Genomic DNA, 13,451 nt, shown 5'->3' on the forward strand with positions numbered 1-13,451 from the left:
CGCCAGGCGACGGGTTACGCCGATGGCCAGTCGCGCAGCGCCGCGTCGGCCATGGCCTGGAGGCCGGGCGCGGCGACGCCGCTCGCGGCCTGGACCGCGATGCCGAAGATCATGGTGGTGACGTAGCGGGCCAGCAGGTCCGGGTCGGCGTCGGCGGGCAGGTCACCCTCCTCGACAGCGCGCCGGAACCGGTCGCGCACCCGGCGGCAGCCCTCGTTGCGCCACTCCGCGAGGAGGTCGCGGACCTCGCGTCCGGGCTCGCTCGTGGCCAGGGCGCCCTGGACGCCCAGGCAGCCCCGGGGGCAGGAGGGGCGGGTGGCGGAGCGGATGGAGCCGGCGAGGAGCGCGGCGGCGACCTCGCGGGCGGTCGGCTCCTCCAGGGCCCGCTCGACATAGCCGCCGGGGCCCTCCGTGTAGCGCTCCAGGGCCTTGCGGAAGAGGTCCTCCTTGCTGCCGAAGGCCGCGTACATGCTCGTGGTGGAGATGGCCATCGCCCCGGTCAGCCGGGACAGGCTCGCGCCCTCGTAACCGTGCTCCCAGAAGACGAGCATGGCCTTCTCCAGCGCCTGTTCGGCGTCGAATCCCCGCGGCCGTCCGACGGTGCCGCTCTTCTTCGTTCCTCGGGTTCCCACCCTCGCAGCCTACCTTTTCCGTATCGACCGATGCAGAAGTGCTACGGTCGAGTTCTGCATCGATCGATGCAGAAATAAGGGAAGCAGGGGAGAGGTGTGTCCACATGGGACGAGGACTTCTTGAGAGCAGGACCGCGCTCGTCACCGGCGCCGCCGGCGGAATAGGCCTGGCCAGTGCGGCGCGGCTGGCGGAGGAGGGCGCGCACGTCTTCCTCACCGGCCGCCGCAAGGCCGAGCTCGAAGCGGCAGCGGAGATGATCGGCCCCGCGGCCACCCCGGTCGTCGGCGACATCTCGGACGTGGCCGACCTGGACCGGCTCTACGCGACGATCGCCGCCCGGGGCACGGGCCTGGACGTGCTGTTCGCGAACGCCTCCGTCGCCGAGTTCGCGACGCTCGAAGAGATCACCGAGGAGCACTTCGACAGGCTCTTCGGCATCAACGCCCGCGGCACGCTCCTCACCGTCCAGAAGGCACTGCCCCTGCTCAACGACGGCGCGTCGGTGATCCTCAACGGCTCCACCAACGCCGACTCGGGCGACGTGGCGATGGGGGTGTACGCGGCGTCCAAGGCCGCCACCCGCTCGTTCGCCCGCACCTGGGCCAACGAACTCAAGGGCCGCGGCATCCGCGTCAACGCCGTCACCCCCGGCCCGACCGACACCCCCGGCCTCTCGGGCCTGACCCCCGACGCGGACGCGCCCACCGGCCTCAAGCAGCACCTGGCGACCCGGGTACCCCTGGGCCGCCTCGCCCGCCCCGAGGAGATCGCCGCCGCCGTGCTCTTCCTCGCCACGGACCAGAGCAGCTTCCTCACCGGCACGAGCCTCTACGCCGACGGCGGCATGAACCAGATCTGAGCCCCCGCCCTCGTCCCCGGGCTACCCGCTACCCGCTACCCGCTACCCGAGAAGCTCCGCGACGAGGCCGCGTACGTACGCCTCGTCCGTGCCCGGGATCGAGAAGACGACCCGGAAGTAGAGCGGCGCGACGATCCGGTCCAGCACCTGTTCCAGGGACGGCGGCGAGGCGCCGCGCTCCCGCTCGGCGTCGAGCACGGGCACGAACCGCTCGCTGACCCGGCGCAGGCACTCCCGCATCCCCGCGTGCCGCTCGTCCACGTCGGACGCGACCTCGGCCCGGAAGAACGCGATGCCGCCGGGCCGGGACAGCTCCTCCAGCGTCCGGAGCGCCCGGTTCTCCAGATCGGCACGCAGGTCACCGACGAGCGGAAGCGCGTCCTCGCCGTCCCGGCTCTCGGCGACATCGGCCAGCAGCGCGCCGACCGTGCCCCAACGCCGGTAGAGCGTGCTGGAGTTGACCCCCGCGCGCTGCGCCACGGCCGGGAGGGTCACCTGATCCGCGCCGCGCTCGGCGACGAGCGCCGTCGCCGCGCCGTGCACGGCGGCCCGGACCCGGGCACTGCGCCCACCGGGCCGCCGTCGCGCTGCCTCTGTCCCCGTCTCCGTCTCCGCGTTTACGTCCACGCCCCCACCTTAAGGCAAAGATTTGCGCGTTAACGAGCGCGGGGCGTACGGTCGCCTTAAAGCAGAAAGCTCCGCTTTAAGAAGCTCCGCATTGAGGAAGCCGCTTCACGAAAGCCGCTGTGAGGCAGCCAGAAAGGACCCGTGACCACCATGTCCACCATGTCCGCCGAGAACACCGCGGCGCTCGCCCTGGGCCGCACCTTCCACCAGGCCCTCACCACCGGCGACTGGGCCGGCATCCGCGCTCTCCTCCACGACGACGCGACCTGGACCCTCCCCGGCGACAACACGATCTCCGGCACGGCCGAAGGCGCCGACGCCGTGGTCGAACGAGCGAAGCTGATCGCCTCCTACGGCCTCCGCTTCGAACTGCTGCACCTGCTGGTCAGCCGCGAGAACCTGGCCCTCTCCCTCCACAACACCGCCCACCGCGAGGACGCCGACCTCGACGAACACCTCTCCACGGTCTGCCGCCTGCGCGACGGCAGGATCGCCGACATCGAGACCTACCTCTCCGACGTCCCCGGCATGAACGCGTTCTTCGTCTGAGCGTCTGAGCGACGGAGCGTCCGAGCACCGCGGGACAGACGAAACGGCCCCCGGGCGGAACCCGGGGGCCGTCTCGCGCTGCGGTGAGGGTTACTCGCTGTCGTCGCCCTCGGAGGAGTCCACGTCCTTCTCCAGGCCGAACTGCTCCACGAGCCACTTGTCGAACTCGATCGAGGCACGGACCCAGCTCACCGTCGAGGAGACGAAGTGCTCCAGCGCGACACCGGTGCCGATCAGCATCTGGGCCTCGCCGATGAGGCGGACGCTGCCGTCGTCGTGGGTGTGGCTGTAGACCTTCGGCCACAGGGTGCGACGGTTCCAGTCGTCGATGGCCTCCAGCAGCTTCGGCTTGTCCTCGATCGTGTGAGGACGGTCGTAGAACGTACGGACCGAGAAGACCTGCTGGCTCGCCTCCTCCTCGTTCTCCGGGCTCTGGGGCCGGAACATGAAATAGGTCCGGAACTCCTCCCACGGCGCCGCGAGGTCTCCCTCGTCGTCGACGACGTACTTCAGCTCCATCTGGTCGAGAAGCTGCTTGACGAGGTCCTGGTCCGGAATGACGGGTCCGGCCGGACCGGTCTCCTCCGGCTCGGGCTGGCCCCCGAAGTTCGGGATCGAGGACGGGTCGATGCTCACGTGGGTGTTCCCTTCATACGGCTCCGGCCATCCTCCCGCACCGGGGGGCCGTGATGACAACCCCGGGGGCAACCCGTCGCACGCCTGTGGCGTCCGAGATCGAGAACCGGGTAGGCGCGGGGGAACCGGCACCGAGGGGACAGGACCAGATGAGCCAGCAGCGCATGATCTTCCAGTCGGCCGCGGCCCTCGTCCTCGCCGCCGCGGCGCTGGCCCTCTTCGGCACCTCGGTGCACTCCGTCTTCACCGGGAACGGCGTCCTCGGCCTCGCCACGGGCCTCGCGCTGCTCTGCCTCATCGTCGCGTTCCACCTCGCGCGCGGCGTCGCCCGCCGCAGGGGCTGGATCAAGGACACCGGGCGCGACAGCGACGGCGACGCCTGGGTCTCCGGCGGCGGAAGCGGCGGAGGCGGCGGGATGAGCTGCGGCGGCGGCTGTGGCGGAGGAAGCGGCGGGAGCTGACCGCTCCCGCCACCTCACTCGCTCAGCTCTTCTCGGCGGCCGCCCCCACCATCAGGCCCTCCCAGCCCTCGACGTGGTCCACGCGGACCGTGTCGCCGTCCTTGACCTCGCCCGCGAGGATCTCCCGCGCGAGCTGGTCGCCGATCGACGTCTGGACGAGGCGGCGCAGGGGCCGCGCGCCGTACGCCGGGTCGTTGCCCTCGCTGGCCAGCCAGTCGAGCGCCGCGTCGGTGACCTCCAGGGTGAGGCGCCGCTCGGCGAGCCTGCGCTGGAGCGCGTCGATCTGGAGCTGGGCGATCCGCCGCAGCTCGTCGCCCGCCAGCGCGGAGAAGACGACCAGGTCGTCCAGCCGGTTCAGGAATTCCGGGCGGAAGGCCGCACGGACGGCGGCCAGGACCTGCTCCCGCTTCTCCTCCTCCTTCTCCAGGGGGTCCATGAGGTGCTGGGAGCCCAGGTTGGAGGTGAGGATCAGGATCGTGTTGCGGAAGTCGACCGTACGGCCCTGCCCGTCGGTGAGGCGGCCGTCGTCGAGGACCTGGAGCAGCACATCGAACACGTCGTGGTGCGCCTTCTCGACCTCGTCCAGCAGGACCACGCTGTACGGGCGCCGCCGCACCGCCTCCGTGAGCTGGCCGCCTTCCTCGTAACCGACATAGCCGGGGGGCGCGCCGACGAGGCGGGCCACGCTGTGCTTCTCGCCGTACTCGCTCATGTCGATGCGGACCATCGCCCGCTCGTCGTCGAAGAGGAAGTCCGCCAGCGCCTTCGCCAGCTCCGTCTTGCCCACGCCCGTGGGGCCGAGGAAGAGGAAGGAGCCGGTGGGGCGGTTGGGGTCGGCGATCCCGGCGCGCGTGCGCCGTACGGCATCCGAGACCGCGCGGACCGCCTGGCCCTGGCCGATGAGCCGCTTGCCCAGCTCGTCCTCCATGCGCAGCAGCTTCTGCGTCTCGCCCTCCAGCAGGCGCCCGGCCGGGATGCCGGTCCAGGAGGCGACGACGTCGGCGATGTCGTCCGTGCCGACCTCCTCCTTGACCATGCCCGTCTTGGAATCCGCAGTCTTACGGGCCTCCTCCTCGGCCTCGCTCGCCGCCGCCAGTTCCTGCTCGACGCCGGGGATCTCCCCGTACAGCAGCTTGGACGCGGTGTCGAAGTCGCCGTCGCGCTGGGCCCGCTCGGCCTGGCCGCGCAGCTCGTCGAGCTTCTCCTTCAGCTCGCCGACGCGGTTGAGCCCCTGCTTCTCCTTCTCCCAGCGGGCGGTGAGGCCCCGCAGCTCCTCCTCCTTGTCGGCCAGCTCGCGGCGCAGCCGCTCCAGGCGCTCGACGGAGGCGGGGTCGGTCTCCTTCTCCAGGGCCAGCTCCTCCATCTTCAGCCGGTCGACGGAGCGCTGCAGCTCGTCGATCTCGACGGGGGAGGAGTCGATCTCCATACGGAGCCGGGACGCGGCCTCGTCCACCAGGTCGATGGCCTTGTCGGGGAGGAAGCGGGAGGTGATGTAACGGTCGGAGAGGGCCGCGGCGGCGACCAGCGCGCCGTCGGCGATCTGGACCTTGTGATGCGCCTCGTACCGCCCCTTGAGGCCGCGGAGGATCGCGATCGAGTCCTCGACGGTGGGCTCGGCGACCAGCACCTGCTGGAAGCGGCGCTCCAGGGCCGGGTCCTTCTCGATCCGCTCCCGGTACTCGTCGAGCGTCGTCGCGCCGACCATGCGCAGCTCGCCGCGGGCCAGCATCGGCTTCAGCATGTTCCCCGCGTCCATCGCGGAGTCGCCGCCCGCGCCCGCGCCGACGACGGTGTGCAGCTCGTCGATGAACGTGATGATCTGGCCGTCGCTGTCCTTGATCTCGGCCAGGACGGTCTTCAGCCGCTCCTCGAACTCGCCTCGGTACTTCGCGCCGGCGACCATCGCGCCCAGGTCGAGCGCCACGATCCGCTTGTCCCGCAGGGACTCGGGCACATCGCCCTTGATGACGCGCTGGGCCAGGCCCTCCACGACCGCGGTCTTGCCGACGCCGGGCTCGCCGATGAGCACCGGATTGTTCTTCGTACGCCGCGAGAGGACCTGCACCACGCGGCGGATCTCCTGGTCGCGGCCGATGACGGGGTCGAGCTTGCCGTCGCGGGCGGCGCGGGTGAGGTCGGTGCCGAACTTCTCCAGCGCCTTGTACGTCCCCTCGGGGTCCGGGTTCGTCACGCGCTTGCCGCCGCGCGCCGCCTGGAACGCCTCCAGCAGCTTCTTGTCGCCCGCGCCCTGCTCCGTGAGGAGCCGCCCGGCGGCGCCGCCCTTGGCGGCGATGCCGATGAGCAGGTGCTCCGTCGACACGTACTGATCGCCGAGCTCCTTCGCGCGCTGCGCGGCATCGGCGATGACGGCGAGCAGCGCGCGGTCGGCCTGGGGCTGGGAGACGGTCGAGCCCTGCGCCGCGGGCAGCGAGCCGAGCAGCCGCTCGGTCCCGGCGCGCAGCGCGGCCTGGTCGGCTTCGACGGCGGCGACGAGGTCCTGAATGTTCTCGTTGTCCTCGCCGGTCAGGAGGGCGAGGAGCAGGTGGGCCGGGGTGATGTCCGGGTGGCCGTCGGTCACCGCACGGCTGTTGGCCGCGCTGATGGCGTCCCGGCTCTTGTTGGTGAGCTCCGCGTCCATGTCCTGGCGTCTCCTCCTACGACTTCTGCTGCTCCGAATCGCGGCTTGCCGTCTCCAGTATGCAGCAAGTTGAGTGTGACTCGCTCAAGTCTACGTTCCGTACAACCGTCCGGGGCCCGGATCCGTTCCCGGCTCCCGCCCCCGCTCTGGCAAAACCCTGGTGAAAAGCGCGGCGGGGGCGCATCCTCCGGGCAGCATCGGGGGTCTGAACAGGGTGCGGCACACCCAGCGGCCGCTCTCAGGGGTATTCAGGGGTATCGGGAGCACATAGTGAATATCGGCATCAACGTCCTCGCCCGGGTCTCCGCGGTGACCCTCACCGCGGGATCCGTCCTCGCGGCGGGGGCGCTCGCCACCCCGGCGCACGCCGCCGCGGCCCGCAAGCCGTCCATCGCGGCCAAGGGCGGCTTCGTGATGAACAACGGCACGGGCAGGACCCTCTACACGAAGGCCGCGGACACCCGGCGTTCCACCGGCTCGACCACGAAGATCATGACCGCCCGGGTGGTGCTGGCCCAGCGGAACCTCAATCTGAACGCCAAGGTCAAGATCCAGAAGGCGTACAGCGACTACATCGTCCGGAACACCGCGTCCTCGGCCCGGCTGATCGTCGGCGACAAGGTCACCGTCCGCCAGCTCCTCTACGGGCTGATGCTCCCGTCCGGCTGCGACGCGGCCTACGCGCTGGCCGACAAGTTCGGCAACGGCTCGACCCGGGCCAAGCGCGTGAAGTCCTTCATCGGCAAGATGAACGCGACCGCCCGCGACCTGGGCCTGCGCAACACCCGCTTCGACTCGTTCGACGGCATCGGCCGGGGCAACAACTACTCGACGCCGCGCGACCTGACGAAGATCGCCAGCAGCGCCATGCGCTACTCGACGTTCCGGACGATCGTGAAGACCCGCTCGACCACGCAGCGGACCACCACGCGGAGCGGCGGCTACCGCAACATGAAGTGGACCAACACCAACAATCTGCTCGGCTCCTACTCCGGCGCGATCGGCGTCAAGACGGGCTCCGGGCCCGAGGCCAAGTACTGCCTGGTCTTCGCCGCCACCCGCGGCGGCAAGACGGTCATCGGCACGGTCCTCACCTCGACCTCCGCCGCGAAGCGCACCTCGGACGCGAAGAAGCTGATGAACTACGCGTTCAGCCGATGACATAGGGGGTGCCCCATAAGGGGCGCGGGGAACTGCGCGAGCGGCCACGGCAGCGCGGCACCCGGCAACGCACCGGACGGGGCACCCCAGTGGCCGCAATAAGCGACTAGCGGTCCCTCTTCGGGCGCCATACGACCAGCGCACTGGACTGCCGCACGTCCTCGTAAGGGACCAGATCCCTCCGATAGGAGGCGTGCACCTGCGCTTCACGCTGCTGCATGGCCGCCGCCGCGCCCTCGACCGCCGAGGACAGCTCGGCGACCCGAGCCTGGAGCGCAGCGACTTGGTTCTCCAGCTCGATGATCCGCTTGATCCCCGCGAGGTTGATGCCCTCGTCCTGGCTGAGCCGCTGCACTTCCCGCAGCAGCTCGATGTCCCGGGCCGAGTAGCGGCGCCCGCGGCCCGCGGTGCGGTCGGGCGAGACGAGCCCGAGTCTGTCGTACTGCCGCAGGGTCTGCGGATGCAGACCCGAGAGCTGAGCGGCGACCGAGATGACGTAGACCGGAGTTTCCTCGGTCAGCTCGTAAGCACCCATGCCCCGCCTGCGTCCGCCTCGGCCGTCCACTTCAGTCTCCCTTCGCGGCCTTGAAGAGCTTCGCGCGCGGGTCCTCGCCCGACGTCGCGTCGCGGTATGTCTCCAGCGAGTCCTTCGCCTTGTCGCTCAGATCCTTCGGCACGGACACCTCGACCGTCACCAGCAGATCGCCCCGTGTGCCGTCCTTGCGCGTCGCGCCCTTGCCCCGGGCCCGCATCGTGCGCCCCGAGGGGGTGCCGGGCGGGACCTTGAGCGTGACCGGGGGTCCGCCCAGCGTCGGGACCTTGACCTCGCCGCCGAGCGCCGCCTCCGGGAACGTGACAGGCACGGTCACCGTGAGGTTGTCGCCCTTGCGGCCGAAGACCGGGTGCTTGTCGACATGGACCACCACGTACAGATCCCCGTTCGGTCCGCCGCGCTCGCCCGGCGCGCCCTTGCCGCGCAGCCTGATGCGCTGCCCGTCGCTGACGCCCGCCGGGATACGGACCTGCATCGTCCGCGAACTCGTCGCGCGCCCGGAGCCCTTGCAGGTCTCGCAGGCGTCCTGCGCGATGAGGCCGCGGCCCTTGCAGTCCACGCAGGGGTCGGTCAGCGAGAATCCGCCGCCGCCCCCGCGCGAGACCTGGCCCGTGCCCACACAGGTCGGGCAGACCCGCGGCGTGCCGTTCTTGTCGCCCGTACCGGCGCACTCCTTGCACGCCGCGCTGGACGACATCCGCAGCGGGACGGTCGCCCCGTCCACGGCCTCGGTGAAGCTGAGCGTGACCTCGGACTCGATGTCCTGGCCACGGCGCGGTTGCGTACGGGTGCCGGTGCCGCCCCTGTTGAAGAGGCCGCCGAAGACGTCGCCGAGTCCGCCGCCGAAACCTCCGGCGCCGCCGGGACCTCCCGCGCCCCCGCCCTGGGTGCCTCCGAAGAGGTCGCTCAGGTCGAAGTTGAAGGAGCCCCCGCCGGGTCCGCCGGCGCCCCCGGGCGACCGGAAGCCGCCGTTGCCGAAGAGCGCCCGCGCCTCGTCGTACTCCTTGCGACGCTTGGCGTCGCCGAGCACGTCGTACGCCTCGGAGGCGTCCTTGAAGCGCTCTTCGGCCTTGGGGTCACCGGCGTTGGCATCCGGGTGGTTCTCGCGTGCGAGCTTGCGGTACGCCTTCTTGATCTCGGCCTCGGTGGCGTCCTTGGGGACGCCGAGAACCTTGTAGTAGTCCTTCTCGATGAAGTCCTTGGTACTCATCCCCGACGTCCCTCCTCCCGTGCCCCTGCGATATCGCCTCCGTAAAAAGCGGAGTCAGCCCTCCTCCGGGCCACCGTTCTCCTCTTCTGCCGCCGCGTCCGCGTCCGCCGACTCGCCCTTGGCGCCCGGCTGGGGCTCGGCGACGCCGACCCGCGCGGGGCGGATGGTGCGCTCGCCGATCCGGTACCCGGGCTGGAGGATCTGCACGCACGTCGTCTCCGTGACATCCGGGGAGTACGAGTGCATGAGCGCCTCGTGGACGGTCGGGTCGAAGGGCTCGCCCTCCTTGCCGAACTGCATCAGGCCCATCTTGGCCGCGACCATCTCCAGCGACTCGGCGACGGACTTGAAGCCGCCGACCAGCTCGCCGTGGTCACGGGCGCGGCCGATGTCGTCGAGCACCGGCAGCAGCTCGGTGAGCAGGTTCGCGACGGCGATCTCCTTGACCGCCGCGCGGTCCCTGTCGACCCGTCGGCGGTAGTTCTGGAACTCCGCCTGGAGCCGCTGGAGGTCCTGCGTGCGCTCGTTCAGCGCGGTGCGGACCTGGTCCAGCTCGGCCGTCGCGGCCACGTCCTGGCCGGATCCGGCCTGGGACCCCTGCTCTTCGTGCATGTCGTTCTCATCGCTCTGGGCGTCCCCGGCCAGCGGCCCCGGGGCCGCCGCCTCGTCGGGAGAGGCGGCGGCTTCGGCGCTGCCGTTGGCGTCGGCGGGGACGTCGGACTTCTCGTCGAAGCCCGGAGTGTCCTCCGTCACGCGGCACCGTCCTTCGGCTTCTGCTCGTCGTCCACGATCTCGGCGTCGACGACGTCGTCGTCGGCACCGCCGTCGGTCTTCGCCTGGCCCGCGTCCGCGCCCGGGGCGCCCTCGGCGCCGCCGGCCTGCGCCTGCTGCGCGTCGGCGTAGAGCGCCTGGCCCAGCTTCTGGCTGGTCGCGGCGACCTTCTCGGAGGCCTCGCGGATCGCTGCGGTGTCCTCGCCCTTCAGCTTCTCCTTGAGGTCCTCGACGGCCGACTCGACCTCGGACTTGGTGTCGGCGGGGACCTTCTCCTCATTGTCCTTGAGGAACTTCTCGGTCGTGTAGACGAGCTGCTCGGCCTGGTTGCGCGTCTCGGCGGACTCGCGGCGCTTGGCGTCCTCGTCCGCGTACTGCTCGGCGTCGCGCATCATGCGGTCGATGTCGTCCTTCGGCAGCGCGGAGCCGCCGGTGACGGTCATCTTCTGTTCCTTGCCGGTGCCGAGGTCCTTCGCGGCCACGTGCATGATGCCGTTGGCGTCGATGTCGAAGGTGACCTCGATCTGCGGCACGTTGCGCGGCGCCGGGGGCAGACCGGTCAGCTCGAACATGCCGAGCTTCTTGTTGTACGCCGCGATCTCGCGCTCGCCCTGGAAGACCTGGATCTGCACCGAGGGCTGGTTGTCCTCGGCCGTCGTGAAGGTCTCCGAACGCTTCGTCGGAATCGTCGTGTTCCGCTCGATCAGCTTCGTCATGATGCCGCCCTTGGTCTCGATGCCCAGGGACAGCGGGGTGACGTCGAGCAGCAGGACGTCCTTGACCTCGCCCTTGAGGACACCGGCCTGGAGGGTGGCGCCGATGGCGACGACCTCGTCCGGGTTCACGCCCTTGTTGGCGTCCTTGCCGCCGGTCAGCTCCTTGACCAGCTCCGCGACGGCGGGCATACGGGTCGAGCCGCCGACGAGAACGACGTGGTCGATCTCGGAGAGCTGGATGCCCGCGTCCTTCATGACGTTGTGGAACGGCGTCTTGGTCCGCTCCAGCAGGTCCTGCGTGAGCTGCTGGAACTGAGCGCGCGTCAGCTTCTCGTCGAGGTGCAGCGGGCCCTCGGCGGAGGCCGTGATGTACGGCAGGTTGATCGTCGTCTCGGAGGACGAGGACAGCTCGATCTTCGCCTTCTCCGCGGCCTCGCGGAGGCGCTGGAGGGCCATCTTGTCCTTGCCCAGGTCCACGCCGTGGCCGGACTGGAACTGCTTGACCAGGTAGTCGACGACGCGCTGGTCCCAGTCGTCACCACCGAGGTGGTTGTCACCGTTGGTGGCCTTGACCTCGACCACACCGTCGCCGATCTCCAGCAGCGAGACGTCGAACGTACCGCCACCGAGGTCGAAGACCAGGATGGTCTGGTCCTCCTTCTCCAGCCCGTACGCCAGCGCGGCCGCCGTGGGCTCGTTGACGATACGCAGGACGTTCAGGCCCGCGATCTCGCCGGCCTCCTTGGTGGCCTGGCGCTCGGCGTCGTTGAAGTACGCCGGGACGGTGACGACGGCGTCGGTGACCTTCTCACCCAGGTACGCCTCGGCGTCCCGCTTCAGCTTCTGCAGGATGAAGGCGCTCATCTGCTGCGGGTTGAAGTCCTTGCCGTCCAGGTTGATCTTCCAGTCGGTGCCCATGTGGCGCTTGACCGACCGGACGGTCCTGTCGACGTTGGTGACCGCCTGGCGCTTGGCGACCTCGCCCACGAGCACTTCGCCGTTCTTCGCGAAGGCCACGACGGACGGCGTGGTCCTGGCGCCCTCGGCGTTGGTGATGACGGTGGGCTCACCGCCCTCCAGGACACTGACGACGGAGTTCGTCGTACCCAGGTCGATGCCGACCGCACGAGCCATTTCGGTTCCTCCAGCTAAGTCTTGAGTGCTGCTGGCTCAAGAGTGCCTCACGGATCGCGCCGCGTCAAAAGAGGTGAGTTACCGAGGCTCAACTTTCTGTCTTCTCGCAGCTCAGGGGCCCGGAAGAGGACCAGATCGCACCGGAGCATCCGGCCCGAGGACGGCTCGACGGGTCCGGGGAGCACGGCCATCGGCGTCAGCCCCGCGCCGCTCGCCCACACCAGCGCCTCGTCGAGGAGCAGCTCCCCCTCGTGCAGGGGGACCAGCGGCGTCTCCATCTGCACCCCCACGCACTCCGCGAGCCGGGTGCCCGCTCCGCGCAGCACATGCCCCTCGTACCCCCGCACGCCCAGCCGGAGGAAGACCCGCTCGCCGGGCGTGACCAGGCCGTCCCACAGCCCGTCCAGGCGGCGGGCCTCCGCGCGCTGGCTGCCCGGGTGCGCGGCACCGGGCGCGGTCTGGCCTGGCCGGGCCCGTACGGGCAGAACGGAACTGCCCTCCCCGTCGTTCCCGGTGACGCGCAGCCGGACGCCGCCGTCCTCCTCGCCCAGCGCGTACGGGCGCACCGACCACAGCGGGTCGCGGGAGGCGCGCCGCTCCAGCGTCGCGCGGGGCCCGGCCAGCGGCTCGAACGAGACCATCCGCCCCTCGTAGCCGCCCGCGCGCAGCCGTTCCCCGTAGCCGCCCGCGTGCGCGCCGACGTCCAGGACGGCGTTGACGCCGTACGCCCGCAGCAGCGGCACGGGCTGGGGCGGCTCCGGTGACGGCCGCCGGGTGGAGCGGCGCGCGAGGGACGAGGCCAGGGCGCGTACCGCAGCGGCGGGCCTCATCGCGCGACCACCTCGGCCGCGCCGGACGCTCCCGCCGCGCCGGACGCTCCCGCCGGGCGCGCGACCACGGGCGCGAGCAGGGCCGCGAGCGCCGTGACCGCCGTGTCCGTCGCCGCGAGGCCGCGGCGCAGCGCCCGTACGGACAGCCCGCCCGGGTCGGCCAGCTCGTCCCCGTCGTACGGCGGGGGCGGCGCGGCGCCCCGGCGCGCCGCGGCGCGCTCGACGGCCGCCGCGAGCCCCGCCCCTCCCGCCGGGCCCGCGCCTCCCGCCGTGCCCTCCGCGCTCAGCCGCAGGAACTCCCGCAGCGTGAAGCAGCGGCGCAGCGCCGCGGGCCACAGCCGGACGGCGGCCTCGCGGTGCGCGGTCTCCATGCCGAGGACGAGCCCGGCCCGCGCCACCATCGGCGCGGTGAGACGACGGGTCCCCGCGAACGCGCCGGGCTCGCCGCCCCGCTCGCGGACCAGCGCCGCCGTCGCCGCGTCCAGCCCGTGCCCGGGCACGGCGCGGGTGCCCGCGCTGGCCGCGCGCACGGCGCCTCCCGTACGGGCGGTGAGCAGCAGCTCGGCGGCGGGCGACCGGTAGCGGTTCCCTGTGCAGACGAACAGCACCTCAGGCACGTGCGTGCCCCTTTCACGGGTGGGCGGGTCTCACGGGCGGGTCTCACGGGCGGTCG

At 71.2% G+C, this 13,451-nt stretch carries 14 protein-coding genes; 4 read left to right on the plus strand and 10 right to left on the minus strand.

The window, feature by feature from the left end:
* Window positions 1-14: 14 nt before the first annotated feature.
* Window positions 15-632, minus strand: coding sequence for a TetR/AcrR family transcriptional regulator (locus ABD343_RS22605; protein ID WP_344531063.1), 618 nt, complete (start codon window positions 630-632; stop codon window positions 15-17).
* Window positions 633-736: 104 nt separating this feature from the next.
* Here ABD343_RS22605 and ABD343_RS22610 point away from each other — a divergent pair, with 104 nt between their 5' ends.
* Complete coding sequence (locus ABD343_RS22610) at window positions 737-1,492, plus strand: SDR family NAD(P)-dependent oxidoreductase (protein ID WP_344531065.1); 756 nt, start codon at window positions 737-739, stop codon at window positions 1,490-1,492.
* Between the two features lie 42 nt (window positions 1,493-1,534).
* On the opposite strand, the gene ABD343_RS22615 is transcribed toward ABD343_RS22610, so the two are convergent.
* Window positions 1,535-2,119 carry a TetR/AcrR family transcriptional regulator gene (locus ABD343_RS22615; RefSeq protein ID WP_344531067.1) on the minus strand — a complete coding sequence of 195 codons (585 nt, stop codon included), beginning with the start codon at window positions 2,117-2,119 and terminating at the stop codon, window positions 1,535-1,537.
* Window positions 2,120-2,278: 159 nt separating this feature from the next.
* Here ABD343_RS22615 and ABD343_RS22620 point away from each other — a divergent pair, with 159 nt between their 5' ends.
* Window positions 2,279-2,668, plus strand: a complete 390-nt coding sequence (locus ABD343_RS22620) for a nuclear transport factor 2 family protein (RefSeq protein ID WP_425578251.1) — start codon at window positions 2,279-2,281, stop codon at window positions 2,666-2,668.
* 90 nt (window positions 2,669-2,758) lie between these two features.
* On the opposite strand, the gene ABD343_RS22625 is transcribed toward ABD343_RS22620, so the two are convergent.
* A complete protein-coding gene (locus ABD343_RS22625) occupies window positions 2,759-3,304 on the minus strand; it encodes a type III secretion system chaperone family protein (RefSeq protein ID WP_344531071.1) in 546 nt (181 codons plus the stop codon).
* Between the two features lie 149 nt (window positions 3,305-3,453).
* Here ABD343_RS22625 and ABD343_RS22630 point away from each other — a divergent pair, with 149 nt between their 5' ends.
* Window positions 3,454-3,765 (plus strand): hypothetical protein, encoded by a 312-nt coding sequence (locus ABD343_RS22630; protein WP_344531073.1) that lies wholly within the window; start codon window positions 3,454-3,456, stop codon window positions 3,763-3,765.
* Between the two features lie 22 nt (window positions 3,766-3,787).
* Here ABD343_RS22630 and clpB read toward each other — a convergent pair whose 3' ends face one another.
* Window positions 3,788-6,403, minus strand: coding sequence for an ATP-dependent chaperone ClpB (gene clpB / locus ABD343_RS22635; RefSeq protein ID WP_344531075.1), 2,616 nt, complete (start codon window positions 6,401-6,403; stop codon window positions 3,788-3,790).
* A 270-nt stretch (window positions 6,404-6,673) separates the two neighbouring features.
* On the opposite strand from clpB, the gene ABD343_RS22640 reads away from it, so the two are divergent.
* Entirely contained in the window at window positions 6,674-7,564 is an 891-nt protein-coding gene (locus ABD343_RS22640) for a D-alanyl-D-alanine carboxypeptidase family protein (protein ID WP_344531077.1), read from the plus strand.
* Window positions 7,565-7,670: 106 nt separating this feature from the next.
* Here the strand turns inward: ABD343_RS22640 and ABD343_RS22645 are convergent, their stop codons facing one another.
* Genes ABD343_RS22645 through ABD343_RS22670 form a run of 6 tightly spaced genes read right to left on the minus strand, consistent with a single transcriptional unit; the run spans window position 7,671 to window position 13,395 of the window.
* Window positions 7,671-8,099 carry a heat shock protein transcriptional repressor HspR gene (locus ABD343_RS22645; RefSeq protein WP_425578243.1) on the minus strand — a complete coding sequence of 143 codons (429 nt, stop codon included), beginning with the start codon at window positions 8,097-8,099 and terminating at the stop codon, window positions 7,671-7,673.
* Between the two features lie 31 nt (window positions 8,100-8,130).
* Window positions 8,131-9,327, minus strand: a complete 1,197-nt coding sequence (dnaJ, locus tag ABD343_RS22650; protein WP_344531081.1) for a molecular chaperone DnaJ — start codon at window positions 9,325-9,327, stop codon at window positions 8,131-8,133.
* 54 nt (window positions 9,328-9,381) lie between these two features.
* Window positions 9,382-10,080: a nucleotide exchange factor GrpE gene (gene grpE / locus ABD343_RS22655; RefSeq protein WP_344531083.1), complete on the minus strand. Its 699-nt coding sequence runs from the start codon at window positions 10,078-10,080 to the stop codon at window positions 9,382-9,384.
* Entirely contained in the window at window positions 10,077-11,948 is a 1,872-nt protein-coding gene (dnaK, locus tag ABD343_RS22660) for a molecular chaperone DnaK (RefSeq protein ID WP_344531085.1), read from the minus strand. The genes grpE and dnaK overlap by 4 nt, the downstream gene beginning before the upstream one ends.
* Window positions 11,949-11,995: 47 nt before the next feature.
* Complete coding sequence (locus ABD343_RS22665; protein WP_344531087.1) at window positions 11,996-12,778, minus strand: FkbM family methyltransferase; 783 nt, start codon at window positions 12,776-12,778, stop codon at window positions 11,996-11,998.
* On the minus strand, window positions 12,775-13,395 hold the full coding sequence (locus ABD343_RS22670) for an arsenate-mycothiol transferase ArsC (RefSeq protein ID WP_344531089.1): 621 nt from the start codon (window positions 13,393-13,395) through the stop codon (window positions 12,775-12,777). The genes ABD343_RS22665 and ABD343_RS22670 overlap by 4 nt, the downstream gene beginning before the upstream one ends.
* Between the last annotated feature and the right edge of the window lie 56 nt (window positions 13,396-13,451).

Source organism: Streptomyces albiaxialis (assembly GCF_039530985.1).
GTDB classification, from domain to species: domain Bacteria; phylum Actinomycetota; class Actinomycetes; order Streptomycetales; family Streptomycetaceae; genus Streptomyces; species Streptomyces albiaxialis.

Bases quoted from the DNA above. Each gene is read 5' to 3' on its own strand.
- ABD343_RS22610 (WP_344531065.1), top strand. From the start codon at position 737: ATGGGACGAGGACTTCTTGAGAGCAGGACCGCGCTCGTCACCGGCGCC.
- ABD343_RS22620 (WP_425578251.1), top strand. From the start codon at position 2,279: ATGTCCGCCGAGAACACCGCGGCGCTCGCCCTGGGCCGCACCTTCCAC.
- ABD343_RS22630 (WP_344531073.1), top strand. From the start codon at position 3,454: ATGAGCCAGCAGCGCATGATCTTCCAGTCGGCCGCGGCCCTCGTCCTC.
- clpB (WP_344531075.1), bottom strand. From the start codon at position 6,403: ATGGACGCGGAGCTCACCAACAAGAGCCGGGACGCCATCAGCGCGGCC.
- ABD343_RS22645 (WP_425578243.1), bottom strand. From the start codon at position 8,099: ATGGGTGCTTACGAGCTGACCGAGGAAACTCCGGTCTACGTCATCTCG.
- dnaJ (WP_344531081.1), bottom strand. From the start codon at position 9,327: ATGAGTACCAAGGACTTCATCGAGAAGGACTACTACAAGGTTCTCGGC.
- dnaK (WP_344531085.1), bottom strand. From the start codon at position 11,948: ATGGCTCGTGCGGTCGGCATCGACCTGGGTACGACGAACTCCGTCGTC.
- ABD343_RS22665 (WP_344531087.1), bottom strand. From the start codon at position 12,778: ATGAGGCCCGCCGCTGCGGTACGCGCCCTGGCCTCGTCCCTCGCGCGC.